We start from the raw sequence: 25,245 nt of genomic DNA on the forward strand, positions 1-25,245 counted from the left end.
CCTGGAATGATCACGCGTAGGCGAAAGAGGACTAAGCCGGGGCCTTCGGGGTAGCAGCGCCCGGCGGGGAGGCGCTACATGGGCATTCGCGATGGTTTCCGGCGGTTCGGGCGGCGACGGCGGCAGGTGCAGCGGACCGCCCGTGAGGTCTTCGGCTGGGAGGAGCTGCGGCCGGGCCAGGACGAGGCCATGCAGCACCTGCTCCAGGGCCACGACGTCCTCGTGGTCATGCCGACCGGCGGCGGGAAGTCCGCGACGTACCAGATCCCCGCCCAGCTGCTCGACGGTCCCACCATCGTGATCTCGCCGCTGATCGCGCTGCAACGCGACCAGATGCTGTCCCTCGCCGAGCGAAACGCCGGGGGCGCGGTCGTGGTCAACTCCGCCCAGCGCGCGGGTTCGAGCGAGAGCTCGCTGGAGCAGATCCGCGCCGGTCAGGCCGAGTACGTGTTCCTGTCGCCCGAGCAGCTCGCCAAGCCGGAGGTGGTCGACAAGCTCGTCGCGGCGCGGCCCTCGCTGATCGCCATCGACGAGGCGCACTGCGTGTCGGCCTGGGGACACGACTTCCGGCCCGACTACCTCCGGCTCGGCCGGGTGATCGACCGCCTGGGCCACCCGCCGGTGATCGCGCTGACCGCGACCGCCTCCCCGCCCGTACGCGAGGACATCGTCGAGGTGCTCGGCCTGCGGAACCTACGGCAGGTCATCCGGGGCTTCGACCGGCCCAACATCGGGCTGCGCGTCCGCCGGTTCACCGAGGAGTCCGACAAGCGGCGGGCGCTTCTGGAGGACGTCGCCGGGCGTGACGGGCTCGGCCTCGTGTACGTCGCCACCCGCCGCGACGCCACGGCGTACGCGAAGGAGCTGACCGAGGCCGGCGTCCGCGCCGAGGCGTACCACGCCGGGATGAAGACCGCCGACCGCGAACGGGTGCACACCATGTTCTCCGAGGACGGGGTCGACGTGGTGGTGGCCACCTCGGCGTTCGGCATGGGGATCGACAAGCCGAACGTGCGGTACGTCCTGCACAGCGCGCCGCCGGAGTCGCCGGACTCCTACTACCAGGAGATCGGCCGCGCCGGCCGCGACGGTGAGCCGGCCGAGGCGGTCCTGTTCTACCGGTCCGAGGACCTGGGCCTGCGGCGGTTCTTCGCGGCCGGCCGGCCGGACGAGGAGATGCTGCTCCGGCTCGCCACGCTCCTCCACGAGCACGGCGGCACCGTGAAGGCGCGCGCGGTACGGGAGACGCTGAACGTCGGCGCGTCCAAGCTGACCGGCCTGGTCAACCTGCTCCAGCACGCCGAGGCGGTGGAGGTCGGCGACCGCGGCGAGCTGCGGTACGCCCGGAAGGGACCCGCGCCGGAGCGGGCGGTCGCCGACGCCATGGAGTTCGACGAGAGCCGCCGGAAGATGGACGACTCGCGCATCGACATGATGCGGGGGTACGCCGAGACGACGGGCTGCCGCCGCCGGTACCTGCTGGAGTACTTCGGCGAGCCGTACGCCCGGCAGACCTGCGGAAACTGCGACACCTGCGCGAGCGGGTCGGTCGAGACGGCGCGGGCCGACACGCCCTTCCCGATCCACTCCCAGGTGGTCCACGCGTCCTGGGGCGCCGGAACGGTCATGCGCGAGGAGCCCGACCGGATCACCGTGCTGTTCGAGGAGATCGGCTACAAGACGCTCTCCCTGGACGCCGTCCAGCGTGACTCTCTGCTCACGCTCGCGTCGGCGAAGCGCTAGTGCCGTAGCAGGCAACGTTTGCCCTGTCGGTGCGCGACTCGGGCGGCGCGTGTTGAGTCTGTGCGGTGGGCTGGGGGCCGAGTTTTGTCGTAGGCACCTGTTGTAATCGCCTGGTGCCTCGACGTGACGTTGCTGATGGTGGTGGCCGGGTGGTGCTGCGAACCGCCCGCGTCGGTCTGCGGGTCTCGCCTGGTCAGCGTCGCCGGTGTTTCGGGTTGCTGGTCTCGGCCGGTGATGTGTGGGCGTGTGTGCTGGATTTGAACCGGTGGCGGCGGCAACGTGGGCTGCGGCCGATCGTGGGTTATCAGGCGTTGTGCCGGGAGTTGTCGGCGGCGGGTCCGGGCACGTTCGGGGAACTGGACACCACGGGAGCGCGGTCGGTGCTGCGGCGGTACAGCGACGCGTGGTTCGCGACCGTCAAACGCCGAAAAGACGGTGAGGAAACGGCACGGTATCCGCGGCGGAAACGCCGGTTGATGCCGGTGCGTTACTACCACGGCACGTTCACGCTCGACGGCCAGCGGTTGCGCCTTCCGGTCGGTCGTGGGTGTGCGGCGCTGTGGGTGCGGTTGGACCGGCCGGTCCCGTATGAGGCGGGGCAGGTGCGGTCGGTCACGTTGGTGGCCGAGGGCGGCCGGTTGTTCGTCGATGTCACCGCCGAAGTCCCCATCACCACCTACCCACCAGACCAGCAACCGGACCCACATCGGGTGGCGGGAATCGACCCAGGAGTGATCCACCCGTTCGCGGTGGCGGGCCCGGACGGGGAAGGGCTGGTGGTGTCGGGACGGGCGATCCGCGCCGAAGCCCACCTCCACCTCAAAGACGCCAAACATCGGCGGCGCGCGGTGGCACGGCGGGCACCGAAACCGGGTCAGGCCGGGTCGCGACGGTGGCGGAAAATTCGGGCCCGGCAGCGCGAGGTCGAAGCCCGGCACCGGCGGCGGGTCCGCCAAGCTCAGCACGAGGCCGCCAAAACCGTCGTCGACTGGGCGGTCGCACGCCGGATCGGCACACTCGTGGTCGGTGACCCGCGCGGCGTCCTGGCCCTCAAAGCCGGGCGGAGGCACAACCAACGAGTCCAGGCCTGGCGGATCGGGCACCTGATCCGGTGTTTGACCGACAAGGCCGAACAAGCCGGGATCGCGTTGGTATTGGTGGACGAGCGGGGCACGTCCTCGACCTGCCCCGCCTGCCACCGGCGGGTTCCCAAACCCAAGGATCGGAACTTCACCTGCATTCGTTGCGGGTTCAGTGGGCACCGCGACCTGGTCGGCGGCGCCAACATCGCCCGGCGTGGCCCGGGCGGCACCACCACCACCGGCAATCCCTTCCCGGTGGTGATCACGCACCGTCGAGCCGGACGGCACCTCCCCGGTGCCGGACGGTCCCGGCGTGACCCCCGACGGTCCCCCATCACGGCACCGCACCCGGGGTCCCCTGGCCGGCCGTGGCCCGCCCCACCCAACGTGGGGAGTCGCTCGCCCCAGCGAGGATCAGCCAACCCTCCCCTCGCCAACGAGGCAAACGTTGACTGACACTGCACTAGTTTCCACGGTCGCGGCCAGAAGCCTCGCCGTGTCTTCGGGTGACTCCACCGGAAAGTGGTGGCTGCCCAGGTCGACGAGCGCGATGTCGAAGCGGTCCGCGTAGCGGTCGATCGCCTCCTGCGTCACCAGGTCTCGTATCGCGAACACGGTGATCGGCTGCGGTGTCTCGCGCAGCGCCGCGTCCATGTCCCAGCGCACCAGCCCCTCGATGGAACGCACGCCCGCGGGCTGCCGCACCGCGACCATCTTCTCGAAGTACGAGTCCTTGAGAGCCGTGTCGGTCCCTGCCGGCGAACCTCCCTCGACGAGACCCCGCACCGCCGCGGCGAAGTCCGTACGGAACAGGTGCAGCATCGCGTCGGTCTGCTCGTCGCTCTGCGCCGGGAACAAGGACAGATAGTGCAGCGCGTCGAGCGCGACCACGTGCGAGACCGTGTCAGGCAGCAGCCGCCCGACTTCGACGGCGACCGCTCCGCCGAGGGAGTGCCCGGCCACGACGCACGTGTCCACCGACTCGGCTTCCAGTACGGCTGCCACGTCGCGAGCGAACTCTTCCATGGTCCAGACGTCCCGCGTTGACCGCGACTGTCCGTGCTCGGCGAGGTCGATCGCAAGGACCCGGTAGTTTCCGGGCAGATGGTCGGTCATCGCATCGAAGTCGGTGCGGTTGCACGCCCAGCCGTGGATGAGAGCCAGGGTCGGCCCTCCGGCCGGACCGCTGGCCGTGTATCGGATCGTCGTGTGATCCGATCGCCGAACCTCGAGGTTCTGCCTGGTCCTGCTTGTAGCCGACATGGTGTCTCCTTCTCTGTGCATTATGAAACGCTCGGCAGCCTGAGGCTCAACACGCCCGTCAACGCGACCGCACCGAGCCAGGTCGACAGCGCCACCAGCAGCGCGTCCCGCATGCCCCAGGGGCCGAGCAGGGCCAGGAACAGCGAGCCGATCGTCGCGACGCCGAGCGCGAGCGCCGACTGCTGAGTCGTGGTCATCACGCCGGTGCCCACCCCCGCGCGTTCGTGCGGCACGTCGGAGAGCACGATGCGGAAGAGCACCGGCAGTTGCAGGCCTTGGCCGAACCCGACGACCACGAACGTGGGCGCCAGGCCCCACGCGTTCAGGTGCGGCCAGTAGTGCCAGAACGTCAGGAACAGCAGGACACCGCCGACGAACTGCAGCAGGATTCCGAACGTCACCACCCGCCCCGCGCCGTACCGGGTGACCATCCAGGGGCCGGCGAACGAGGAGAGGAAGACCGACAGCGCGAACGGGGCCAGGGCGAGACCGGCGATCACGGCGGTCATCCGCAGGCCCTGCTGCAACGCGATGGCCAGCACGAACATCAGGCCGCCGAAGCCGATCCCGAACGGCGGGAGAAGCGCGAGGCCGCGACGCAGCGAGACGAGGCGCAGCAGCCTCGGCGGCACCAGCGGGGTGCGGCCCATCCGGTCGGACCTCGCTTCGACGCGCTGGAAGGCCAGCGCCAGGAACGGACTCGCCGCGAGCAGCACCCAGGTCCATGCCGGCCATCCGGTCGCCCTGCCCTCGGTGAGCGGCAGCAACAACGCGGCGAGCGCCGCGGTGAGCAAGAGGGTGCCGGGGACGTCGACCGGCTCGGGCCGCGGGGAGCGGGTGTCCGGCACAGTGCGCAGCGACAGGAGGAGTCCTGCCGCGGCTATCGGCACGTTCACCAGGAAGATCGAGCGCCAGCCGGAGCCCCAGAGGTCCGCCGCGACAAGGACACCGCCGATGATCTGGCCGACCACCATGGAAAGGCCCTGGGTGGCGCCGTAAAGGCCGACCGCTCTGGCTCGACGGTGGCCGGTGGTGGAGGCATGGATGGTGCCCAGGACCTGCGGCATCATCATCGCGGCCGCCGCGCCCTGCGCCACCCGAGCGATCACCAGCACCCAGGGATCGGGCGCGAGCCCGCACGCGAGCGAGGTGAGTCCGAAGGCGGCCAGGCCGGCGACGAAGAGCCTGCGGCGGCCGAAGGTGTCACCGAGCCGCCCTCCGAGGACGAGCAGGACCGCGTACGCCAGGCCGTACCCGGCCACCACCAGTTCGAGCAGGGCAGGGCCCGCGCCGAGATCCTCATCGATGGTCGACAGGGCGACGTTGACAATGAAGAAATCGATCAGTGGCAGGGCCGCGCCGAGCAGGACGGTGAACAGGCCGAGCGAGCCCAGTGCGGGCGGCCGGTCGTCAGGGCGGCCGTGCCCGCCCTCCGCGGGGGCGATGACGGCGCCCGGCTGTCTGAGGGATGTTCCGGATGTCTCTGTTTCACTCACCCTGTCGACGTTCCGGCACTCCTCAGCCTGTTACCAGAGTGTCTTTATCCTGGTAGAAGTTCTACCTGGTAACAGGCTGAGCCGCGTAGCACAGTAGTGACATGAGGACGAGCGTCGACAGTGCCCCGACCCCGGACACGCGCCGCCAGGAGCTGGCCGACTTCCTGCGCAGCCGCCGCGAGCGGATCACTCCGGAGCAGGTCGGCCTGGCGCGTGGCCGCAGACGGCGCACGCCGGGGCTGCGTCGCGAGGAGGTCGCGCAGCTGTCCGCGGTCGGGGTGACCTGGTACACCTGGCTGGAGCAGGCCCGCGACATCCAGGTCTCCGCCCAGGTGCTGGACTCTCTGGCACGGGCGCTGCTGATGGATCAGAGTGAGCGAGCGCACCTGTTCGCGCTCGCCGGGGCCACGGATCCGGCGCCGGAAGAACCCTGCCCGACGGTCACGCCCGCCCTGCGGTCGATGCTGGACCGCCTCGACCCCTTCCCGGCCTGCGTACAGAACGCGCGCTACGACATCCTCGCCTACAACCGCGCCTTCAGCCGGCTCCTGTGCGACATGGACGGCCTGCCACGCCAGGACCGCAACTGCATGTGGCTGGCCTTCACCAACGACCAGTGGCGGGCGGCGACGGGCGACCTGGAGGAAGCGACCCGTGACATGGTCGCGAAGTTCCGCGCCTCCATGGCCGAGCACCTCGCCGAGCCCGCGTGGAAGGCCCTGCTGACACGGCTGAAGACGCTGCCGGAGTTCCGCGCCCTCTGGGACAGGTTCGAGGTGGTCGGAGTCTCCGACAAGACCAAGCACATCGACAACCCTCACGTCGGCCACCTGAAGCTCCTGAACACCAGCCTCTGGCTCGCCCCACAGTCAGGCGCGCGGCTGGTCACCTACGTGCCCGAGGACGACGAGACCCGGGCCCGGCTGGAGACACTGATGCTGGTGTCCGGCCCGGGACGCGCTACGGCCGACACGCGGCAAACGGTCCCGTAATCGTCGGCGGCCGACGGCCGGCGGCCGGCGGCGAAAAAGGCCGTTTTTGCCCACTTGACCTGCGGAGACATACTCTGAGCGAGGCGAGTGCACGGCTCGCGGCGAGCGATCACGGGACGGTCATTGGGCGTACGGGACGCGGTCACGCGGCTGGCGAACAGGCCGGCCGCGCGTACGTTGCGTGCCCGCGCCACGGAGTCCACTGCCGCGCTGCGGTCGATGCTCGCCGACCGGGCCGAGCTCGAACGGCTCGAGCAGTCGTACGGGGCGCTCCGGCGGGTGACGACGCTCGTCGCCCGCGGGCTCTCGCCCACGGAGGCATTCACGACGGTCGCGGGCGAGCTCGGCGCGCTCCTCGGCGCGGACCACGCCGCGATCGACCGGTACGAGGACGACCAGACGGCGACGGTGGTGGGATGGTGGTCGAATCCGCGTTCCCCGGAGATGATCGCGCCGATGGCGGAGCGATGGCCGATCGGGTCGGGCTCCGCCGCGGCGCTCGTGCTGCGGACCGGGAGGCCGGTCCGCAGGAGCAGCGCGTCCGTCACGGGCGAGGCCGGTGCCTGGGCCCGGTCGCACGGGATCAAGCACATCGTCTCCTGCCCGGTCTGGGTGGAGGGGCGCCTGTGGGGCGACGTCGCGGTCATGTTCCGCGGCGAGACGCCGCCCCGGGACGACACCGAGACGCGCCTTGCCGACTTCGTCGAACTCGTCGCCTGCACGCTCGCGCAGGCCAAGTCGCGGGCGGACCTCATCGACTCCCGTGCCCGGGTGATCGCCGCTTCGGACGCGACGCGCCGCCGGATCGAGCGCGACCTGCACGATGGTGTTCAGCAGCACCTGGTGTCCCTCGGCTTCGACCTGCGCGCCACGGAGTCGGCCATGCCGCCCGGCGAGGACGACCTGCGGGAACAGCTGACGAACACCGGCAAGGGCCTGTCGAACGCCATCGCCGAACTGCAGGAGATCTGCCGGGGACTCCATCCGGGCGTCCTGTCCAAGTCAGGGCTGAGGGCGGCCCTGCGGACGCTGGCGCGCCGGTCACCGGTGCCGGTCGAGCTGCGTACGGAGATTCCGGACTCGCTGCCGGAACAGCACCAGGTGACGCTTTATTACATCGTCTCCGAGGCACTGAACAACGTCGCCAAGCACGCGAACGCCTCCACCGCCCGCGTCGAGCTCGACCACGACGACCACGAGATCCGCCTGTCGGTCCGTGACGACGGGCAGGGCGGCGCCGTCATCGGCCCCGGGTCGGGGCTCCTCGGACTCATGGACCGCGTCGACGCCGTGGAGGGCACGCTGCGGCTGCGGAGCCCCGCCGGAGAGGGCACCTCGCTCGAGGTCACCATCCCCCGGTGACCTCCCGGTACGACCGGGTGCGCGCCGACCGGTCGTGACGGCGCGGCCGTCGACTCCTCGCTCACCCGAAAAAGCGGTAAAAAGCGTCCGAAAGATCGGAACCGCGTCCGCCTCGGTGGCGTCGAAACGCCCGGCGGGCATCACGAATCCTCCGTGACCGCCAGTGCCACCCTTCGGCGTGACCGCTCCTCCCGGTGACCGGGCGGGCCGGCCGCGCTCCCCCCGAAGTGCGAGGAGACCTCCCATGAAGACGCTCGGCCGACGCCTGCCCCTGGCGGCCTCGGCGGCCGTACTGACGTTGGCGGCCACGGGAATGGCATCGGGCACGGCCGACGCGGCGGTGACGCCCCGTCCGCCACGCGGCGACGCGGTCGTCCACGCGACCCGTTCCCTCATGGCTCCGAAGGTCGCGGCGGCGGCGACCGCCGCGGCGCCGACCTCGGCGAAGCTGTCCCTGAAGGGCCAGTACCAGAACACGAACTACAAGTGCGTGCCCACCTCGGCGTCGATGAGCCTGTCGACGTTCGGCGTGTCCGTCAGCCAGGACACCCTGGCCACCAAGATGGGCACGACGTCCGCCAACGGCACCACGGGCAACCAGGCGCTGCCCGTCATGAACGGCTACGTGGACCCGCTCGGCTACAGCTACGGCTTTTCCGACGCCTCGACGGCGTCGAGCATGTTGTCGCAGGTCTCCTACGACGTCGGCGTGCTCAAGCGGGCCCCCACCCTCGGCGTGTGGATGGAGAAGCTGCCCTGGAACGCCGGCATGAGCGGCACCAAGGTCGGCCACGCCATCGTCGCGTACGGCTACGACACCAGCGCCGGCACGATCACCGTGTGGGACCCGTGGAAGGCCACCGGCGGTTCGCACACGATCAGCGCCGCCAAGCTCGCCGCGGACATGCAGCCCGGCGGCATGTTCAAGGTCACCGGCCACACCGACGCCGACCTGTCGAGCCTGGGAGACCTGACCGGAGACGGCACCGCCGACCTGGTCGCGGCCGACCGCGCGACCGGCAAGCTGTGGCTCTACCCCGGCCCGTCACTGGCCGCCTCCGACCGGCGGCTGATCGGTACCGGCGGCTGGAACGGCATGACCGAGCTCACCGGCATCGGCGACCTGACCGGCGACGGCAAGGGCGACCTCATCGCGGCCCAGAAGTCCGACGGCACGCTCTGGCTCTACCCGGGCGGCACGAACGCCCTCGGCACCCGCATCAAGATCGGTAACAGCGGCTGGAACGGCATGAAGGACCTCACCGCCATCCGCGACCTGACCGGCGACGGCAAACCCGACCTCATCGCCGCCCAGAAGTCCGACGGCACGCTCTGGCTCTACCCCGGCGCGTCGAAGGCGCTCGGCACCCGCATCAAGATCGGTACGGGTGGCTGGAACGGCATGAACAAGCTGGTCGGTGTCAACGACATCACCGGCGACGGCAAGCCCGACCTGATCGCGGTGCGCATCTCCGACGGCACGCTGTGGGTCTACCCCGGCGCGTCCAAGGCGCTCGGCACCCGTAAGCAGCTCGGCTCCGGCTGGGGCGGCATCCGCTCGCTCACCTACACCGGCGACATCACCGGCGACGGCGTCTCGGACCTGATCGGCGTGCAGAGCAACACCGGCGTGATGTACGTCTACGCGGGCCGCGCGACCGGGTTCGCCGCGCGACAGCAGCTCACCTCCGGCTGGAACGGCTGAGCCCTTCCCGTACGAACCACGGCCCCGCACCGGACCACCCGGCGCGGGGCCGTTTCATGACGGCCGCGCATCGCCGAGGAGACAGCGCAGGCGCTCAGTATGCAAGCTCCCCGATGCCGCCATCAACGCGCAGCACGGTGCCGGCGGTGTAGGCGGACTCATCCGAGGCGAGATAGACCGCCGCCTTCGCCAGTTCGGTGGCGGTCCCCAGGCGATGGAGGGGCACGGTCCGCCGGAGTTCGTCGTAGATGGCGGCCTGGCGCTCGGGGCCGAGCGGCTTGAACGCGTCCGTGACGGTCGGCCCAGGACTCAGCCCGTTGACCCGGATACCCCGGTCCTTCAGCTCATAGGTCAGCCCGCGGGAAAGGGACAGCAGGCCCGCCTTGGCGGCACCGTAGACCGCCGCGTTCTCGTGCCCGATGAAAGCGGAGACCGAGCCGACGAGAATGACCGAGGCTTGCCGGGAGAAGAGCGGCAGCAACGCCTTGATCAGGAAAAACGGTCCCTTGAGATCGGTGGCGATGATCCTGTCGAATGCCTCCTCGGTCCATTCCTCGATCGGAAGGTGGGTGACGTCGGCGGCGTTGCTCATCAAGATGTCGAGCTGCGGCCACTCCTCCTGCAGTCGCGCCGCGAGCGCCGCCTGGCCGGGCACGTCGCCGGCGTCGCTGAGGATGGGCAGCAGCGGACCGTCCAGCTGCCGGGCGGCCTCATCCAGCCGTTCCTGCGAGCGACCGGTGATCGCGACAGCCGCTCCCTCGGCGAGGAACTCACGGGCCGTCTCGAGGCCGATGCCGCTCGTCCCGCCTGTGATCAGTGCGCGCTTTCCCGCAAGACGACCCATTGCCCTCATTCTCCTATTTCGCGCCAAGGCGCATGGTTCTGGTAACGGTGGGGTCGATAACGATGACGGACCGTCCCCGTCATCGGCTCGGAGAACGCCCAGGCCACCTCCGCCGTGTCGGTAGCCGGCGCGTCCGGGGTCAGATGGCGGTCCGGCCTCCGTCGGCGGCCACGACGGCACCGGTCACGTAGCTTGCCTGGTCGCCGGCGATGAAGGCGATCACCCGCGCGACCTCGGCCGGGTCGCCGGTGCGCTTCAGCGCGGTCGTCAGTCCCATGCCGCCGAGGTCCGGGCCCATGGCCGCCACCACCTTGGAGGTGGTCATCGGGCCGGGCGACACGGCGTTGACGCGCACGTTCGACGCGGCGAACTCGGCCGCCCAGGTGCGGGTCAGGGACTCGAGCGCCGCCTTGGTGGCACCGTAGACCGCCATCGGCGGCATGCCGAGGCCGGCTGCGGTGGAGCTGACGTTGACGATGCTGCCGCCTCCGCCGGCGGCCATCTTCGGTGCGAGCTGGGCGACCAGGACGAACGGCGCGCGCACGTTGACCGCGAAGGCGGCGTCGTAGTCGGCGATGTCCTGGTCGGCGGTCGCGCTGAACGGGACGACGCCCGCGTTGTTGACGAGGATGTCCACCGCCCCGGCGTCCTCGGCCAGCCGCTGCACGGCCCGCGGGTCGGCCAGGTCGGCGGGGATGAAGCGCACGGTGCCGGCCGCGCTCCCCCGCACGTCGTCCACGACCTGGGCGCCGCGGTCCGGGTCGGTGCCGGTGATGACCACGTCGGCACCGCCGGCGGCGAGGATCCTCGCCGTCGCGTGCCCGAGCCCGCCGATGGCGCCCGATCCGGTGATCAGTGCCGTCTTTCCCCCGAAGTCCATGCGCTCCTGCCTCTCGTCCGCTGGCGCGCTCGCGCCGGCGTACTTCTGTGTCATCGTTCAAGAAGTCCCTCGGCCGTCACCGTACGGGATTTTGTGCGTCCGGTCAAAAAGTCGTAACGTGAGCACATGGCACGGACGGGACGCCCCCGCGCATTCGACAAAGACCAGGCCCTGGAGCGCGCGCTCCTGCTGTTCTGGTCCCGGGGCTACGGAGCGACCTCCGTCCAAGACCTCGTCGACGCGCTGGCCCTGGAACGCGGCAGCCTGTACGGCGCCTTCGGCGACAAGCGGCATTTCTACCTGGCAGCGGTCCAGCTGTACTGGGACACCTACGAGCGCCGGCTGGTCACGGCGCTGGAGGACGGGCCGGTGCTGCCGGCGCTGCGCGAGGTGCTCGCCAATCCGGCCCGGGCGCAGGAGTACGCCTCCGACGTCGGCGTTCCGCAAGGGTGCATGATCGGCAACACCACCGCCGAACTTGTTCCGCAGGATGCCGACGCCCGCGAGGTCGTAGCCCGCTCGCACGCCCGCTTCACCCAGATCGTCGCCGACGCCCTGCGGCGCGCGCAGGCCGACGGCGAGGTCACCCAGGACGCCACCCCCGAGGCCCAGGCGCAGCTACTGCTGTTCACCGTCCAGGGCCTTTCCCTGGTCTCCCGCGCGGGACTCGACACGGCCACCGCACTCGCCGCCGTCGACGCCCTGATCGACGCCCTCCGCGCCTGATCCGCGGGCCCGGGGCCCTGGCGACGCGACCGCGGACGACCTAGAGGTCGCGCCGACTGACCGAGCCGTCGCTTCCGGAGCCGGAGGCCCTGCGGGACCGGCTGCGGCGACGGGCTCACGGGCCTGGCGCTGAGCCTGGGTGCCGCCGCGCTGCAGATCCTCGACTACCTGACCCGCGAGCACCCGACGCCCGGCCTGGGACTGGTGCTGGTGGTCACCTGCCAGTGCCTGCCGCCGGCGTGGCTGCGGCGCGACCCCTGGTGGTGCTGGTGCGCCGTCGCGTGGGGCTGCTGGTCGGTCGCCGTCACCTCCCTCGCGGGCTTCGGCATCGTGGGTTGCCGGAGCCCCTCGGCGCTCATCACGGCGCCTGCCCGTGCTCCGGGGGCGGGTCGTCCAGGGCGCGGGTGTCGCGCAGCTCGACGTACGGCTCCTCGGTCTTCGGCCGGCCGGCGGCGATGGCGCGGCCGCGTTCGAGTTCGGCGTTGAGCTCCGCGCCGAGCAGGATGGCGATGTTCGACATCCAGATCCAGACCAGGAAGATGATCAGGCCGGCGAGACTTCCGTACGTCTTGTTGTAGGAACTGAAGTGCGCGACGTAGAACGCGAAACCGGCCGACGCGACCAGCCAGATGACGACGGCGAACACACCGCCGGGAGTGACCCAGCGAACCCCCTGCCTGGCGTTCGGCCCCGCCCAGTACAGCAGGGCGAACAGCAGACCGACGACGAGCAGCAACACCGGCCACTTCACGATGCCGAAGATCGTGATGGCCGCCGGCCCGGCACCGACCATCGCCCCGGCGCGCTGGGCGATCGGCCCGGACACCACCACGGCGACGGCGCACGCCGACAGCGGCACCAGCGTCGTGAGGGTGATGGCGACGCGGATCGGCAGCGTCTTGTAGATCGGGCGTCCCTCGTCGATGTCGTAGATGGCGTTGGCGGCGCGCATGAACGCGGCGACGTAACCGGAGGCGGACCAGATCGCCGCCGCCAGGCTGATGACCGCGACGATCCCGGCGCCGCCGTGTCCTCGCTGCAACTCGGTGATGGCGTCCACGAGGATCTGCCTGACCTGCCCGGGCGCGAGCTCGCCGACGTTGGTGATCAGCGACCGGGACACCGACTTCCCGGCCAGGCCGACGAGGGAGACGACCACGAGCATCGCCGGGAAGATGGACAGCACGCTGTAGTAGGTGAGCGCGGCGGCCCAGTCGGTGACGTTGTCGCGCCGGAACTCCCCCAGCGACCGCCGCACCGCGGCCCACCACGAGCGGCCGGGCAGATCGGTCGGGCTCCGAGGCACATCGGTGGCGTCCGCACTCATGGGTCCTCCTTCGTCGGAGGAGAGACCAGGCACGCGTGTTCTTTGATTCGCTCGCTCCGCTCACTCACGGGCCCTCCTTCGTCGGAGGAGAGACCAGGCGCGCGTGTTCTTTGATTCGCTCGCTCCGCTCGCTCATTCGACCTCGTCGTCGTGCTGGCTGTGCAGGAGGTAACCGCGGTTGAGTGCGGCCTTGACCGCTCCGCTGATCGCGCCCTGCAGGGTCGCGGCGATGAGCACCTCGGCCCAGCTCCGCTCCAGATCGCCGGCGTCGGGGGTGTCGTCGTCGCGGGCGATCAGCCGCCAGGTCTGCTTGAAGATCACACCGGCGATCAGGCCGCCGGCGATGCCGAGCGCCGCCGAGGCCGACCGGGACATGGAGTTCGCCTTGCTCATGAACCCTCCTTCGTCGGAGGAGTGACCAGGAAAGCGTGCTTATCGGTTCGCTCGCTCATGACCGCTTCCTCCTGCTCAGGGCCAGCAGTGCGGCCGCGGCGCAGACGCCGGCCGCGCCGTACACCAGGGCGGGCCGGGTGCGTTCGCGCATCTCGGCGGCCCTGCCCCGTACGCGCGTGGGCACGTCCACCTTGGCGGACAGTGCCCGTACCGTTCTGACCAGATCCTGGCGGCTCTGTTCGATCCCGGCGACGAGTTGTTCGCGTTCGCCGTTCCCGCCCGCTCGGGTGGTGTCCTGACTCATCGTTGACGCCTTTCCCGGAATAGTGCGCATTCGGTGGTGCGGCCCACGTACCCGGGCAGCGCGTACTAATGCGGCGTCGAACCGATGCCGTTTCGACCGGCGGCGAATCTGACGCGGCCTCAGGCGCCGGTGGAGGTCCCGGGCGTGCCGCGGCGGCGGCGCGGGAGCTCGGCGGCGGTCTCGGCGGACGGTGCCGGGTCCAGCAGGGCATCCGGCGACGAGCCGTCCCGCAGCTCGCCGATCGGCAGCTCGGCGAGCGGGACCTCCTCCAACCGGACCGCGCCGACCTGGACGGACTCGGTCGCGGGCCGGGCTCCGGAGGGCGGGTCGACGGTGATCAGACCGTCTTTGAACAGGATGGCCAGGTCCGACAGCACGGAGTAGAGCCCTCGTCCGAGGCTGAAGGCGATGTCGCGCGCGCTGGCCCTCCCGTCGGCGGTGGCGAGGATCGCCGCGCGGCCCGGCGCGAGGGCCGGGTTCCGCCGGGTCTCCGCGGGCGCCGGGCGGGTGTGGATCGACAGACCGAGCCGCTGCCAGCCGGCGACCACCTCCAGCCGGCGGTGGGTCTCCCGTACGATCCGCCCGGTGTCCAGCCCCGGCTCGGCGGGCAGCAGCGGCGGCAGGTCGCCGGGCGCCGCGGGCCGGGCGGTGCAGGCGGTGACGCCGCCCAGGGCGATCGCGAAGATCGCGTCGAAGACGGCGGTCTGCGTCAGCACCTCGATGGCCGCCGCGCCGAGCAGGCCACGCTCGACCAGCTCCTCCGCCAGCCGGCCGTACGGGGCGGCGGCGGTGAACACCTCGCTCCAGTCGGCCTCGGAGACCCGGCCGGAGCGCAGGAGCAGCGACTCGATCCCCGGCGCGGCCGGGGTGGAGGCCGCGAGGACCGCGCCGTCGCGCATGGCCACCTCGCCGCCCTGGCCGCCGTGGAGCCGGAGGGTCCCGGAGAACCGCTGCCGGCCTCGGCGCGTGAGAGCCGTCGTAAGAACGCCTGACCTGGGGACGGACACCGCGGCTCCTCTCGGCGGCTCGGTGCGCGGAACGGGTTCGGTCACGTCGGCCGTCCGTCGAAACGGGAGTTCAACGACGTTCTACGAATCTCGGCGCGAAGTCATCATGCCAGGCGCACCCCCGAAGCCCGGCACATCCCCACGGCGACATTCCGGTCATCCGTTATCACTCTGCCCGGAACCCAGTGTCAGGTCAGGTGTCAAACGCCCTTGGTAGCGTCAAATTCCCGGCATGTCGTTATCCAGCCCTGTACGTTGCTCCTCAGATACATAACGCCTGCCGAGCGGCGTCACAAATGGAGTTTCGGTCAACGGGAACGCCCGGCAGACGGTTCACGGGTGGGAGGCTCGATGAACATCGAAACCGCGCTCAAGGAAGCCATGGCGATCGACGGGGCCCTCGGCGCCGCGCTGGTCGACTACGAGAGCGGCATGACGCTCGGCGTCAGCGGCGGCGGCAGCGAACTCGACCTGGAGATCGCCGCGGCGGGCAACACCGAGGTCGTCCGCGCCAAGGCCCGTACGCTCGAGTCGCTGGGCATCAACGAGTCGATCGAGGACATCCTCATCACGCTCGACCGGCAGTACCACGTGATCAGGCTGCTCAACCGCGGCGGCAGCCAGCTGTTCCTCTACCTGGCCCTCGACCGCTCCCGCGCCAACCTGGCCCTCGCCCGCCACAACCTGCGGCGCATCGAGAGCGAAGTCGACCTCTAGGCAGCAGTGAACCCGACGGGGGTGTCCGCACGCTGTGTGTCCAGACGGCGCAGCCGATCTCGACAAGCATCACGAAGGGCAGGGGATGAACAAGGAAGCGGTGCTCACCGAGCTGTACGCCTTGCGTGAGCAGGTGGCCGGGGTGAGGGACAGCGCGGTCGCGTCGGTCGACGGCATGCTCATCGCGTCCGACACCGACAAGGTGCGCGCGGACGCGCTGGCCGCCCTCGCGGCGGCGGCGCTCGGGCTGGGCAAGAGCACCAGCAACGAGGTCGGCATGGGCGAACTCCGCGAGGTCGTCACCCGCTGCCAGAGCGGCCACATCGTCGTCTACGCGGTGCAGGACCACAGCCTCCTCGTCGTTCTCGGCGACGAGGGGCTCGACCTCGCCCGCCTCCACCTGGAGTCCCGCCCCGCCGTCAGCCGGCTGGCCGAGATCCTTGGCTAGGTTCGGCGATCGGTGCTGGCGGTAGACGTTCTCGGCCGCACAGTCGGAGACTGAGGGGCCATGCGTCCGAACGGCAGACCGACGATCGAAGCACCGGGAACACAGTGGATACGACTGCACCGAACCTCGTCGTCGCGGGGGGCACGGACATCGCGCACGAGCTGCGCGGGACGGGCCGGTTCCCCGCGGTGTTCAACGTCTTCTCCGCGAGCGAGTTGCGCGCGCTGTCCCGCAGCGGCCGGGTCAGGCTCCCGGCGGCGTTCGTGTTCACTCCGCGTTTCGCCGAGGACGTCCCCGGGGCCGATGTGGCCGCCCTGGCGAACGGGCTGGCCGACATCGGGTTCCGGGTCGTGGTCCACGACTCCTTCGTCGAACGGGGCGACCGCTTCGGCGCGAACGTCCGCATCACCGGAAGCCGGCAGCCGATGCCGGAACTCCTGTCGTTGCTCGGCGCCGCCGGGCGCACCCCCCTGCCGCTTCCTCCCGCCGCCTCCGACGGATATCCCGGCCCGCTCTCCGGCCCGCGTAAGGGCGGACGCGTCATCGCCGTCGCCGCGGCGAAGGGCGGCGTGGGCCGGACCAGCCTGATCGTGAACCTCGCGGTCCACGCCGCACGGTCGCTGCGGTCGGCCGGTCGTACGGGACGGACGGTGCTGCTGGACACCAGCGTCCAGAAGGCCGACATCGGGCGGTATCTGAACGTCAGGTCCCCGACGATCCTCGACCTGCTCCACGAGCCCGGACCGCTCACACCGCACACGGTGCGCGACCATCTCGCCCACGTCCCCGACGCGGACCTGTACGCGCTGCTCGGACCACCGGGTTTCACCGACGCCGATGCCGCGTTGGCGGGCTCCGTGCCGTACCTGCGGATTCTCGGGCTGCTGCGGCAGATGTTCGACTTCGTGTTCGTCGACACGCCGGTCGCCGAACCCCACCACACGACGCTCACCGACCTGATCCTGCGCGAGGCGGACGCGATCCTCGTCCCGGTCGAGCCCAGCCGTCCGACGCTGGAGACCATCCACGCCTGGCTGGAGACGATCACCATGCCGCCGTACTCGCGCGGCGGCGGTGTCGCCGCGGAGAAACTGTCGCTCATCCTCAACCGGGCACGCCCCGACGTGGGCTGTGGCCCCGAGGAGATCATGCGCATCATGGACGGTTGGCGATTCGTCGGCAGGGTCCCGCACGACCGCGAGTGGACGCGGGCCGTGAACGCCAGCAGGCTGATCGCGTTCAACGGGGACCCGGAGCTGGACGCCGTCTTCAGCGGCATTCTGCGGGCCGCCACCGAGGACCCGGTCTTCGCCACGGCCATGGGATCACCGAGCGGCGGCAGGCGCAGGCGCCGGCGCATCCTCGGCCTGCCCATCACCTGATCGATCGCTACCGTCACGCTTCTTCGCGGAAGGATCTGCCCGATGTCAGCGACACAGCCACCCACTCAGGCGGCGGACTTCTGGAGCGCCCTCGGCGTCGAGAACGACACCCCCGACGGGAACGAGACGCCGGACCAACAGGCCCCCCAGGCCGGGGAGACGGCCGCAGACCCGGAGGCCGAATCCGCCGAGCAGGCGGAGCTCGAGCTGGAGGCGACCGTACGGGACTGGGCGTCGGAGGTCGCCGACGAGGACGGTCCTCCGGAGGACGGCACGGCCGAGGCACCGGAAGAGACGCCGGCCGCGCAGGACGGGAACACGCTGCCCGGTACGGAGCCGGGCGTCCCGGCGGAAGCACCGCCGGAGCCGTCCGATGAGCTGTTGTGGCCTCCCCGCTCGCAGTCCCCGCCGTCCCCGGACCCTGCCGAGGAGCGGCAGTCCCCCACCGCCGTCACCCGGCGCGCGTCCAAGGCACCGGCGGCCCCGGCGCCGCAGGAGCACGCGGGACCGGCCGAGACCCGGATCCTGCTGGCCGACGGGCAGAGTTTCCTCCATCTCTGGCAGGACGAACGCGTCGACGAGGTGCACATCCGCGGCACGCAGGTGACCGTGTGCGGGACGCTCGGCGTCCTCCACGTCGCCGGCTTCGGCAGCCTCACCATGGCGCACCGGGCGATCGCCGCCGTGCAGGAGGAGGTGGGAGCGGTCGTCACCCGTATCGGTGACTCCGTCGTGCTCCGGCGATCCCGGCGGACCGGACCTGACCTGCCCGCGCTCGTCGCCGCCGGCATCGTCACCGACGACCAGCTCGCCGAGGTCAGAACGGCGCTGGAGCGGACCCAGGCGGTGGTCCTGACCGGGCCCGCCGCTCCGGTCATCATGCGTTCCTTCACGGCGCTGCTCCCTGAGGGCAGCCGGATCTTCGAAGGCCCGTACGCGGCCCTGCCCGCCTGGTGTGTCGCGGCGGAGAGCCCGCTCGACGCCGACTACGTGGTCGGAGTACGCCCGGGCGCGCCGGCCGAGGACATGGCGGCGATGGGACAGATCGGTGCTCTGATCGCCAACCCCGAGACGTGGTTCGAGGCCGCGGTCCGGTTCGGCGTGCAGGGAAGATCCGCGGCGCCCGAGAAGCTGACCTCCGGCGATCCCCATCGTTGAGCCGTCACGTGGTCGAACAGTACGGTTTGAAGTCGGGGTAGTAGGCCGCGGCTGCGGTGGCGGTCTCGATGTTCCGCGGGAACAGCGCGGCTTCGTAGGCGCGGATGGCCGCGTCGATGTCCTCAGGCTGTTCGGCGATGGCGTTGCCGAGCTGGCCGGCGTCGAAGAGCGCCCAGTTCGCTCCTTCGCCGTCCGGCGGTGCCAGGTGGGCGGCGTCTCCGATGAGCGTGACCCCAGGTACATGCTCCCAGCGGTGCCCGATCGGTAGCCCGTACAAGGGGCGGAAAATTGGCGGGATGTCGCTGTCCGCGACCAGCGCGACGAGCTCCGGCGCCCACCCTTCGAACATCGCCGCCACCGTGCGGGCGGCCGCAGCGCCGTCGTTGAAGTCGATGCCCTGGAACCAGTCGAGCGGCTGGTCGAACATGGCGTAGGAGTGCAGGGTGTCCGCGCGCTCGCGCTGCACGCCAAGACCGATGCGGCTGGTCTCGCTGTAGGCGGTCATCGACCCGCCGCCGACCAACGCCAGGGTGGCAGGGTGCCGGGTGTCGCTCTCATACAGGTAAGTCTCGACCATCGAGCGTCCGGCGTAGGCGGGCGTGGCATCAGAGAGCAGCGGCCGGACCTTCGACCAGGCGCCGTCGGCACCGACGAGGATGTCGGTGACAATTGTCGATCCGTTGGCGAAGGTCACTTCGTGACGACCGTCCTCGAGGGTCCGAACATTCTGAGTCTTGTGGCCCCAGACGACCCTGTCGGCAGGGAGAGATTCCAGCAGCAACTGTCGGAGCTCGCCACGCTGCACCTCGGGGCGGCCCCCGGCGGGGTCGTCGGGCTGATCCACCAGGACGGTGCCGTCAGGTGCCACGTCGCGGGATGCCTGGCGACCTTCGAGGACGAGGGATCGGAAGCCGTCCATCAGGCCGGCGGCACGGATCCCGTGCTGTCCGTTGTAGTCGTGGATATCGAGCATGCCGCCTTGGCCTCGGGCCTGCGCAGAGGCCTCCGCTTCGTACACCGTGGACGGGATTCCGTGAACCGCCAGGGTTCGTGCCAGTGTCAGTCCCGCAAGACCGGCACCGATGATCGTAATTTGAGTCATGCATGCGTTCCTTACTGCTGGTGGATGAACCGGCGGTCCTGCCTGCGGGATTCCCGGCCACCGCGCGGAGTAGCAGGGCCCGGTCAGGGGGAACTGGGTGGCTCAATCCGGGATGCGAGCTGCTCCAGGAGGTCGTGGAGCAGCGCCTGCCCTGCGGCGCCCAGCGGCGCGAGGATCGACTCCTCGACACGGTCCATGGCCTCTTCGAAACCCTGGATCAGTTCGGAGCCCGCTGGGGTGACATGCACGCGGCGGCTGCGCGTGTCATCCTCCTGCGTCTGACGTTCCACGAGTCCGCGCCGCTCGAGCCCGGCCAGGAGCCGGGAGACGCTCGGCGCACTGGTGCGCGTGGCCCGCGCGACGTCACGCTGGATGGCATCCGGGTTCTTTGACAGGTACGCCAACACGGCGCTCTGCTCGTGAGTGAGGCCGCGTTCCCGTATCCAGTCATCGGCGATGCGTCGCTGCCCCCACACGACCCACCGCATCAGCTCCAACGTGCTCTCCCGCTTCGACCCACTCATAGTTAACATGCTAACTGTTGCATAGTTAACAATCAAATCCATAGAGGCCCTGGCGAAGTTGTTGATCATGCGACTTTCGGCTTGGGTGGTCGTTGGTCTGTTCGTGGAGGAGCGCCGGCCGGGCTCGTCCGGCCGGTGACCAGAGCACTGAGGAACCTGTGATGGCTATTGCGCCGACCGTCGTCGTAGCGGGAAACCCGGGTGTCGCGAGCAGGCTCCGGGACACCGGGCGGTTCCCGGTCGTGTTCGACGTCGCCTCCGCCTCGGAGCTGCGGGATCTCTCCCGGAGCGGCAGGGTGGGCTCGCCGGTCGCCTTCGTGTTCACGCCGGGATTCGCCGAAGACGTCCCCGGCGCGGAGGTCGCCGCACTGGCCAACGGCCTGGTCCGCAACGGGTACACCGTCCTCGTTCACGTGTCCTTCGCCGAGCGCGGCGACGTCTTCGACCCGAGGGTGGTCATGGCGGCGAAGCGGCTGAACATGGCGGAGTTGCTGGTGGCTCTCGGCACCGTCGGCCCGGGACCGCGGCTGGAGCTCCAGCCCGCGCCGCCGCCGGAGCCGTGGACCCTTCCGGGAGCGCCACCCGCCCGGCCGATCCCCGCACCGGCTCCCCCGGCACCACCCGCCCGGCCGGTCCCCGAACACCGGGCCTGGCCGCGGACACCGATCGACGGCGGAACGGCTCCCCGCCCCGCCCCGGTGGGCTCCGGCTTCCGGCAGGAGCCGTCCGCGAGCGCCGGGGCCCCGGCCGCGTACGTTCCGGCCGGCGAGCCCGTCGGGCAGGGCACGGTCATCGCGATCACCTCGGCGAAGGGCGGGGTCGGCAAGACGACCACGGCCGTGAACCTCGCGATGCACGCGGCGAGGCTGCTGCGGAGCGCGGGCCGGGCGGGGTCCGCCGTGGTGGTCGACATCAACCTCGAGCGGGCCGACGTGGCACGCTGTCTCAACCTGAAACCGCCGACCGTCCGGGATCTGCTCCAGGCCCCCTGGTCGCTTTCGCCGGGGGCGGTGCGCGACAACCTCGCGAGCATCCCCGAGATCGGCCTCTACGCGCTGCTCGCCCCGCAGGACATCGTCAGCGTCGACCGCTCCAGGATCGACGCGCTGTACCGCCGGATCCTCGCCGTACTGCGGCAGACGTTCGACTTCGTCTTCATCGACACGCCGGTCACCGAACCGGCCGACCGGACGTTCCTCGACCGGGTCCTGGCGGGGGCCGATGCCGTCCTGGTGCCGGTCGAGCCCGACCGGGTGACGCTGGAGGCCGTCGGCTCCTGGCTGTCGGCCCTCGTCACGCCGGAGCGGCAGGGAGGCGGCGGGATTCCTCCGGAGAAGATCCTCATGATCCTCAACCGGACGAGGCCGGACGTGGGGTGCGGGCCCAAGGAGGTCATGGACCAGCTGGGCGGCTGGCGGTTCGCCGGCCTGGTCCCCGAGGACGAGGGATGGATGCGGGCGGTGAACACGCACCGGCCGGCGAGCGTGCGCCCAGGACCGGACCTCGAGCGGACGCTCCGGGGAATCCTGGCGGCCATCAGCGATGACCCCGCGTTCGGCGATACGGAAGAGGACCGGTCGGTCGTGACGAGCCGCTGAGAGCCGCCGTCCGCCGACGGCGCCGCCGTCGTCGAATCGCCGGAGTCGCCGCACAGCCCATCTTCCCGTTCTGGAGAAAGAACACGCTCCCGGGGAAGAGAGAGGGTCGGCGGAAGCCTTCGTGCGTGTCGCGGGTCAGGTCTCCTGACGCTGGGCGCGGTGGCGTTCGTCGCCGCCGTCGAAGTCGGTGTAGGTGTAGGGGTTCGGGATGCGCTCGGCGGCGGGCAGCTCCGGCGTGATGCTGTCCTGCCAGGCCTCCTCGCCCATGGTCGACCGCGCGTACTCCACGGTGCGCCCGACGGCCTCCTTGGCGCCGGCCAGGTCGGCGCCGACGAGACGGTGCTCGTGCTTGACCACGCGCCCGTTGACCAGCACGGTGTGCACGTCGCCACGGCCCGCCTGGTAAACGACGCTGCCGTACGGGTGGAGCAGCGGGTACAGGGCCGGGGCGTCGTCGTTCTTGATCAGTACGAGGTCGGCCTTCTTGCCCGGGGTCAGGCTGCCGATCACCGAGTCGAGTCCGAGCGCGCGGGCGCCGCCGATGGTGGCCCAGCGGACGACCTCCTCGGCGCGCAGCCGGTTGTGCACGACGGTGTCGCCGCGGGAGTGCGCCTCCAGGTGCTCGCGCGAACGGTCGGCGGACAGCGTCGCCCGCATCGCGGAGAACAGGTCGGCGCTCCACCACACGCTGGTGTCCATCGACAGCGAGACGGGGATGCCGTGCCGCCGCAGCTCCCAGCTCGGCGGGTATCCCTGGCCGGCGCTCTGCTCGCTCTCGGTCGACACCGACACGGACCCGCCGCTGGCGGCGATGCGCTGGTAGGAGTCCTGGGTGAGGGTGGCGGCGTGGACGTACGTGGTGCCGGGCGTCATGAAGCCGCCCTCCCACATCAGCCGGATGCTCTCGTCGTTGGTCGCGCCCCACACACCGGCGTGCGTGGTGACCCGCAGGCCCAGGTCGCGGGCGGCCTCGAACGCCGCCTTCTCCGGAAACTCCGGGTCGCCGGTGACGTCGAAGGCGAGCTGGAGGCCGAGCATGTCGTCCGGCGTGCCGAAACGCTCGACGAAGCCGCGGAACTCCGGGCTGTTCGTCCACTCCCACGGGGCCCCTAGCAGGTTCCCGTACGCGAGGACGAACCGGCCGGGCGCCGACCGCAGCGCGTCGGCGGCGGCCTCGCCGTGCTCCACCGTCTGCAGCCCGTGCGACCAGTCCACCGTCGTCGTGACACCCGCGTCGACCGCCTCGATCGCGGACAGCGTGTTGCCGGCGTGGATGTCCTCGGGGCGGAAGATCTTGCCCCAGTTGAGGTAGTAGAAGACGAAGTACTGCGTCAGGGTCCAGTCGGCGCCCAGGCCGCGCAGCGCGGTCTGCCACATGTGCCGATGGGTGTCGACCATGCCGGGCATCAGGATGCCGCCGGAGGCGTCGATCTCGGCGGTACCGTCGGGCACCGCGAGACCGCGGCCGACCTCGGCGATCGTCTCTCCGGTGACGAGCACGTCGCCACCCTCGATGACGCCGGCGTCGTCCATGGTGAGGACGGTCGCGCCGCGGAAGACGATCGGGCGGCCGTCGAGCTGTTCGGGGGTCATGAGTCCTCCTTCGTAGGCGGAAGTGACCACTGGTGCGCGCCTTCGATTCCCTCGCTCCGCTCGGTCATGGCGTCACCTGTGCTCACGTGGAGATGTCCGGGTACGGGAGGGTGAAGTGGGACAGCTTGGCGGCGTAGTCGAGCTGCATCCCGAGCGGTTCGGTGAAGTCGCGCTCGAACATGGCGATCCACAGCGTCAGCGTGAGGAAGTTGTGCGCGCCCATCGTGAACAGGGCGACGTGGTCGTGCGTCCTGAGCGCCTGGCGTTCCTCCTCGGTGAACGACAGCCAGGTCGAACGCTCGCCGGAGGGCAGGTTGAGGATCTCGTTCGCCTTCTCGGCCTCCCACCACGCGACGGTGCCCTCGGGGTCGTCGCGGTAGCGCTCGACGAGCTCGGGATCCCGGTCGATGGTGTAGAGAAACTTGTTCACCAGGTACTTGCTCATGAGCCATCCTCCGCCCCACCCCACGAAAACGCTCCGCAGGCTCCGCGTTTCCGCGGGGACCCCGGGAGGAGCAGAGTGATCCACAGGCGCGTGTCTTCGATTCGCTCGCTCATGCGTCAGCTCCGTTCGGGTACCAGGTGAAGTAGGCCTCCATGGTGTGGAACAGATCCAGGTTGTCGGCGTAGTCGGCCTTGTGTGGGCCGGCGATGCCCATCATCAGCATGAAGTCCATGAAGCCGTGGGTGGCGTTGCCCGGGGCGTGCAGGCTGTCGAGCGTGACCTCCGCCAGGCAGCCCTCGAGGTCGCCGTTCGCGATCCACTCGACCGCCCTCGCGTCGAACTCCGGGTCGGGCCCGTGGGGGCCGAACTGACGCGGGCCGCCGAGTTCGAGCGACAGGTGGCCGGTGCCGATCACCGCGACGCGCAGGTCGCTCGGCCACGCGTCGATCAGCTCGCGGATCGTCCGGCCGAGCTGCACGAACCGCTCCGGGCGCGGCAGCGGCGGGGCGAAGATGTTGGTGTAGATCGGCACGATCGGCAGGTCGTTCTGCGGCCGTACGGTGAAGATCGGGCACGTGATGGAGTGGTCGACGCGCAGCTCGTTGCTGAACGCCAGGTCGAAGCCGCGGTCGATGCCCTCGCGCAGGATGTACGCCGACAGCTCCTCGTGCCCCTTGAGGAGCAGCTTCGGCAGGCCGAACTCCCGCTCCTCGTTGTAGTAGTTCGCGTCGTAGAACGGGGCCTTGCCGACCAGGAACTGCGGCATGTTGTCCAGCCACAGCTGGTGGAAGTGGTCCGAGCCGACCATGACCAGCACGTCGGGGCGGGCGCGCGTCAGCGTCTCGCGGTAGGCCTCGACCTTCCGGACCCACTCGGCGGCGAAGGGCGGCGCCTCCTCGGCGGGAAGGCGGCTGGTCCGGTAGTAGAACGGATGGTGCGTCGTGGCAAGAATCGCGACGAGCTTCGCCATCGTGACGGTCCTTCCTCGATAACAACCGTCTGCCGGACACTCGTCCGATGAGCGGCGTTAGGGGAAAGATGTCGCGGGAGCCCGGCGGGTGTCAAGGGGGACGCGGCCGGGCGTGCCGACCGGTTCACGGCGCGTCGGCCGGTTCACGGCGCGTCGGCCGCTGTGCGACCATGCTCCCGTTGTC

Annotated in this window: 24 protein-coding genes; 11 read left to right on the forward strand and 13 right to left on the reverse strand. The window is 70.5% G+C overall.

The annotated features are described in order from the left end of the window. The first annotated feature begins 78 nt into the window (after positions 1 to 78). Together ABEA10_RS20220 and ABEA10_RS20225 are read left to right on the forward strand one after the other, a co-directional pair. Complete coding sequence (locus ABEA10_RS20220) at positions 79 to 1,743, forward strand: RecQ family ATP-dependent DNA helicase (protein ID WP_345465944.1); 1,665 nt, start codon at positions 79 to 81, stop codon at positions 1,741 to 1,743. A 149-nt stretch (positions 1,744 to 1,892) separates the two neighbouring features. Next, positions 1,893 to 3,281 (forward strand): RNA-guided endonuclease InsQ/TnpB family protein, encoded by a 1,389-nt coding sequence (locus ABEA10_RS20225; protein ID WP_345465947.1) that lies wholly within the window; start codon positions 1,893 to 1,895, stop codon positions 3,279 to 3,281. Here ABEA10_RS20225 and ABEA10_RS20230 read toward each other — a convergent pair. Together ABEA10_RS20230 and ABEA10_RS20235 are read right to left on the reverse strand one after the other, a co-directional pair. Beyond that, a complete protein-coding gene (locus ABEA10_RS20230) occupies positions 3,240 to 4,088 on the reverse strand; it encodes an alpha/beta fold hydrolase (protein WP_345465950.1) in 849 nt (282 codons plus the stop codon). The genes ABEA10_RS20225 and ABEA10_RS20230 overlap by 42 nt on opposite strands. A gap of 20 nt (positions 4,089 to 4,108) precedes the next feature. Next, positions 4,109 to 5,584, reverse strand: coding sequence for an MFS transporter (locus ABEA10_RS20235; RefSeq protein WP_345465953.1), 1,476 nt, complete (start codon positions 5,582 to 5,584; stop codon positions 4,109 to 4,111). Positions 5,585 to 5,685: 101 nt separating this feature from the next. Between ABEA10_RS20235 and ABEA10_RS20240 the strand changes: the two genes are divergently transcribed. The 3 genes from ABEA10_RS20240 (at position 5,686) to ABEA10_RS20250 (ending at position 9,643) form a co-directional block, all read left to right on the forward strand. Next, a complete protein-coding gene (locus ABEA10_RS20240) occupies positions 5,686 to 6,576 on the forward strand; it encodes a helix-turn-helix transcriptional regulator (RefSeq protein WP_345465955.1) in 891 nt (296 codons plus the stop codon). A 123-nt stretch (positions 6,577 to 6,699) separates the two neighbouring features. Beyond that, the gene (locus ABEA10_RS20245) at positions 6,700 to 7,938 is read left to right on the forward strand and encodes a GAF domain-containing sensor histidine kinase (RefSeq protein WP_345465958.1); all 1,239 of its coding nucleotides are present in this window, start codon (positions 6,700 to 6,702) and stop codon (positions 7,936 to 7,938) included. 244 nt (positions 7,939 to 8,182) lie between these two features. Beyond that, a complete protein-coding gene (locus ABEA10_RS20250; protein WP_345465961.1) occupies positions 8,183 to 9,643 on the forward strand; it encodes an FG-GAP-like repeat-containing protein in 1,461 nt (486 codons plus the stop codon). A gap of 94 nt (positions 9,644 to 9,737) precedes the next feature. Here the strand turns inward: ABEA10_RS20250 and ABEA10_RS20255 are convergent, their stop codons facing one another. Together ABEA10_RS20255 and ABEA10_RS20260 are read right to left on the reverse strand one after the other, a co-directional pair. Then, on the reverse strand, positions 9,738 to 10,514 hold the full coding sequence (locus tag ABEA10_RS20255; protein WP_345465963.1) for an SDR family oxidoreductase: 777 nt from the start codon (positions 10,512 to 10,514) through the stop codon (positions 9,738 to 9,740). A gap of 112 nt (positions 10,515 to 10,626) precedes the next feature. Next, complete coding sequence (locus tag ABEA10_RS20260; protein WP_345465965.1) at positions 10,627 to 11,421, reverse strand: SDR family NAD(P)-dependent oxidoreductase; 795 nt, start codon at positions 11,419 to 11,421, stop codon at positions 10,627 to 10,629. A 72-nt stretch (positions 11,422 to 11,493) separates the two neighbouring features. Between ABEA10_RS20260 and ABEA10_RS20265 the strand changes: the two genes are divergently transcribed. Beyond that, positions 11,494 to 12,093, forward strand: a complete 600-nt coding sequence (locus ABEA10_RS20265; RefSeq protein WP_345465967.1) for a TetR/AcrR family transcriptional regulator — start codon at positions 11,494 to 11,496, stop codon at positions 12,091 to 12,093. Between the two features lie 358 nt (positions 12,094 to 12,451). Here ABEA10_RS20265 and ABEA10_RS20270 read toward each other — a convergent pair whose 3' ends face one another. From ABEA10_RS20270 to ABEA10_RS20285, 4 genes are all read right to left on the reverse strand, one after another. Then, a complete protein-coding gene (locus ABEA10_RS20270; RefSeq protein WP_345465970.1) occupies positions 12,452 to 13,420 on the reverse strand; it encodes a YihY/virulence factor BrkB family protein in 969 nt (322 codons plus the stop codon). Positions 13,421 to 13,552: 132 nt separating this feature from the next. Further along, positions 13,553 to 13,813: a DUF4235 domain-containing protein gene (locus tag ABEA10_RS20275; protein WP_345465972.1), complete on the reverse strand. Its 261-nt coding sequence runs from the start codon at positions 13,811 to 13,813 to the stop codon at positions 13,553 to 13,555. A 55-nt stretch (positions 13,814 to 13,868) separates the two neighbouring features. Beyond that, the gene (locus ABEA10_RS20280) at positions 13,869 to 14,117 is read right to left on the reverse strand and encodes a DUF3618 domain-containing protein (protein WP_345465974.1); all 249 of its coding nucleotides are present in this window, start codon (positions 14,115 to 14,117) and stop codon (positions 13,869 to 13,871) included. Between the two features lie 119 nt (positions 14,118 to 14,236). Next, positions 14,237 to 15,124: a hypothetical protein gene (locus ABEA10_RS20285; protein ID WP_345465977.1), complete on the reverse strand. Its 888-nt coding sequence runs from the start codon at positions 15,122 to 15,124 to the stop codon at positions 14,237 to 14,239. Between the two features lie 351 nt (positions 15,125 to 15,475). On the opposite strand from ABEA10_RS20285, the gene ABEA10_RS20290 reads away from it, so the two are divergent. From ABEA10_RS20290 to ABEA10_RS20305, 4 genes are all read left to right on the forward strand, one after another. Further along, on the forward strand, positions 15,476 to 15,841 hold the full coding sequence (locus ABEA10_RS20290) for a hypothetical protein (protein WP_329247546.1): 366 nt from the start codon (positions 15,476 to 15,478) through the stop codon (positions 15,839 to 15,841). A gap of 85 nt (positions 15,842 to 15,926) precedes the next feature. Then, positions 15,927 to 16,289: a roadblock/LC7 domain-containing protein gene (locus ABEA10_RS20295; RefSeq protein ID WP_345465983.1), complete on the forward strand. Its 363-nt coding sequence runs from the start codon at positions 15,927 to 15,929 to the stop codon at positions 16,287 to 16,289. Positions 16,290 to 16,393: 104 nt separating this feature from the next. Further along, complete coding sequence (locus ABEA10_RS20300) at positions 16,394 to 17,671, forward strand: CpaE/TadZ family protein (protein WP_345465985.1); 1,278 nt, start codon at positions 16,394 to 16,396, stop codon at positions 17,669 to 17,671. Between the two features lie 42 nt (positions 17,672 to 17,713). Then, positions 17,714 to 18,829 (forward strand): hypothetical protein, encoded by a 1,116-nt coding sequence (locus ABEA10_RS20305; protein ID WP_345465987.1) that lies wholly within the window; start codon positions 17,714 to 17,716, stop codon positions 18,827 to 18,829. Between the two features lie 4 nt (positions 18,830 to 18,833). Here the strand turns inward: ABEA10_RS20305 and ABEA10_RS20310 are convergent, their stop codons facing one another. Beyond that, on the reverse strand, positions 18,834 to 19,931 hold the full coding sequence (locus tag ABEA10_RS20310) for an FAD-dependent oxidoreductase (protein ID WP_345465989.1): 1,098 nt from the start codon (positions 19,929 to 19,931) through the stop codon (positions 18,834 to 18,836). Between the two features lie 83 nt (positions 19,932 to 20,014). Beyond that, positions 20,015 to 20,419 (reverse strand): MarR family winged helix-turn-helix transcriptional regulator, encoded by a 405-nt coding sequence (locus ABEA10_RS20315; protein WP_345466195.1) that lies wholly within the window; start codon positions 20,417 to 20,419, stop codon positions 20,015 to 20,017. Between the two features lie 197 nt (positions 20,420 to 20,616). On the opposite strand from ABEA10_RS20315, the gene ABEA10_RS20320 reads away from it, so the two are divergent. Continuing rightward, on the forward strand, positions 20,617 to 22,053 hold the full coding sequence (locus ABEA10_RS20320; protein ID WP_345465991.1) for a CpaE/TadZ family protein: 1,437 nt from the start codon (positions 20,617 to 20,619) through the stop codon (positions 22,051 to 22,053). A gap of 135 nt (positions 22,054 to 22,188) precedes the next feature. Here the strand turns inward: ABEA10_RS20320 and ABEA10_RS20325 are convergent, their stop codons facing one another. The 3 genes from ABEA10_RS20325 to ABEA10_RS20335 all read right to left on the reverse strand — a co-directional run bounded on the left by ABEA10_RS20325 (position 22,189) and on the right by ABEA10_RS20335 (position 25,061). Then, positions 22,189 to 23,646 carry an amidohydrolase family protein gene (locus ABEA10_RS20325; RefSeq protein ID WP_345465994.1) on the reverse strand — a complete coding sequence of 486 codons (1,458 nt, stop codon included), beginning with the start codon at positions 23,644 to 23,646 and terminating at the stop codon, positions 22,189 to 22,191. A gap of 82 nt (positions 23,647 to 23,728) precedes the next feature. After that, positions 23,729 to 24,091 carry a hypothetical protein gene (locus ABEA10_RS20330; RefSeq protein WP_345465997.1) on the reverse strand — a complete coding sequence of 121 codons (363 nt, stop codon included), beginning with the start codon at positions 24,089 to 24,091 and terminating at the stop codon, positions 23,729 to 23,731. Between the two features lie 109 nt (positions 24,092 to 24,200). Further along, on the reverse strand, positions 24,201 to 25,061 hold the full coding sequence (locus tag ABEA10_RS20335) for a DODA-type extradiol aromatic ring-opening family dioxygenase (protein WP_345465999.1): 861 nt from the start codon (positions 25,059 to 25,061) through the stop codon (positions 24,201 to 24,203). Between the last annotated feature and the right edge of the window lie 184 nt (positions 25,062 to 25,245).

This window comes from Actinoallomurus oryzae (assembly GCF_039541955.1).
GTDB classification, from domain to species: domain Bacteria; phylum Actinomycetota; class Actinomycetes; order Streptosporangiales; family Streptosporangiaceae; genus Actinoallomurus; species Actinoallomurus oryzae.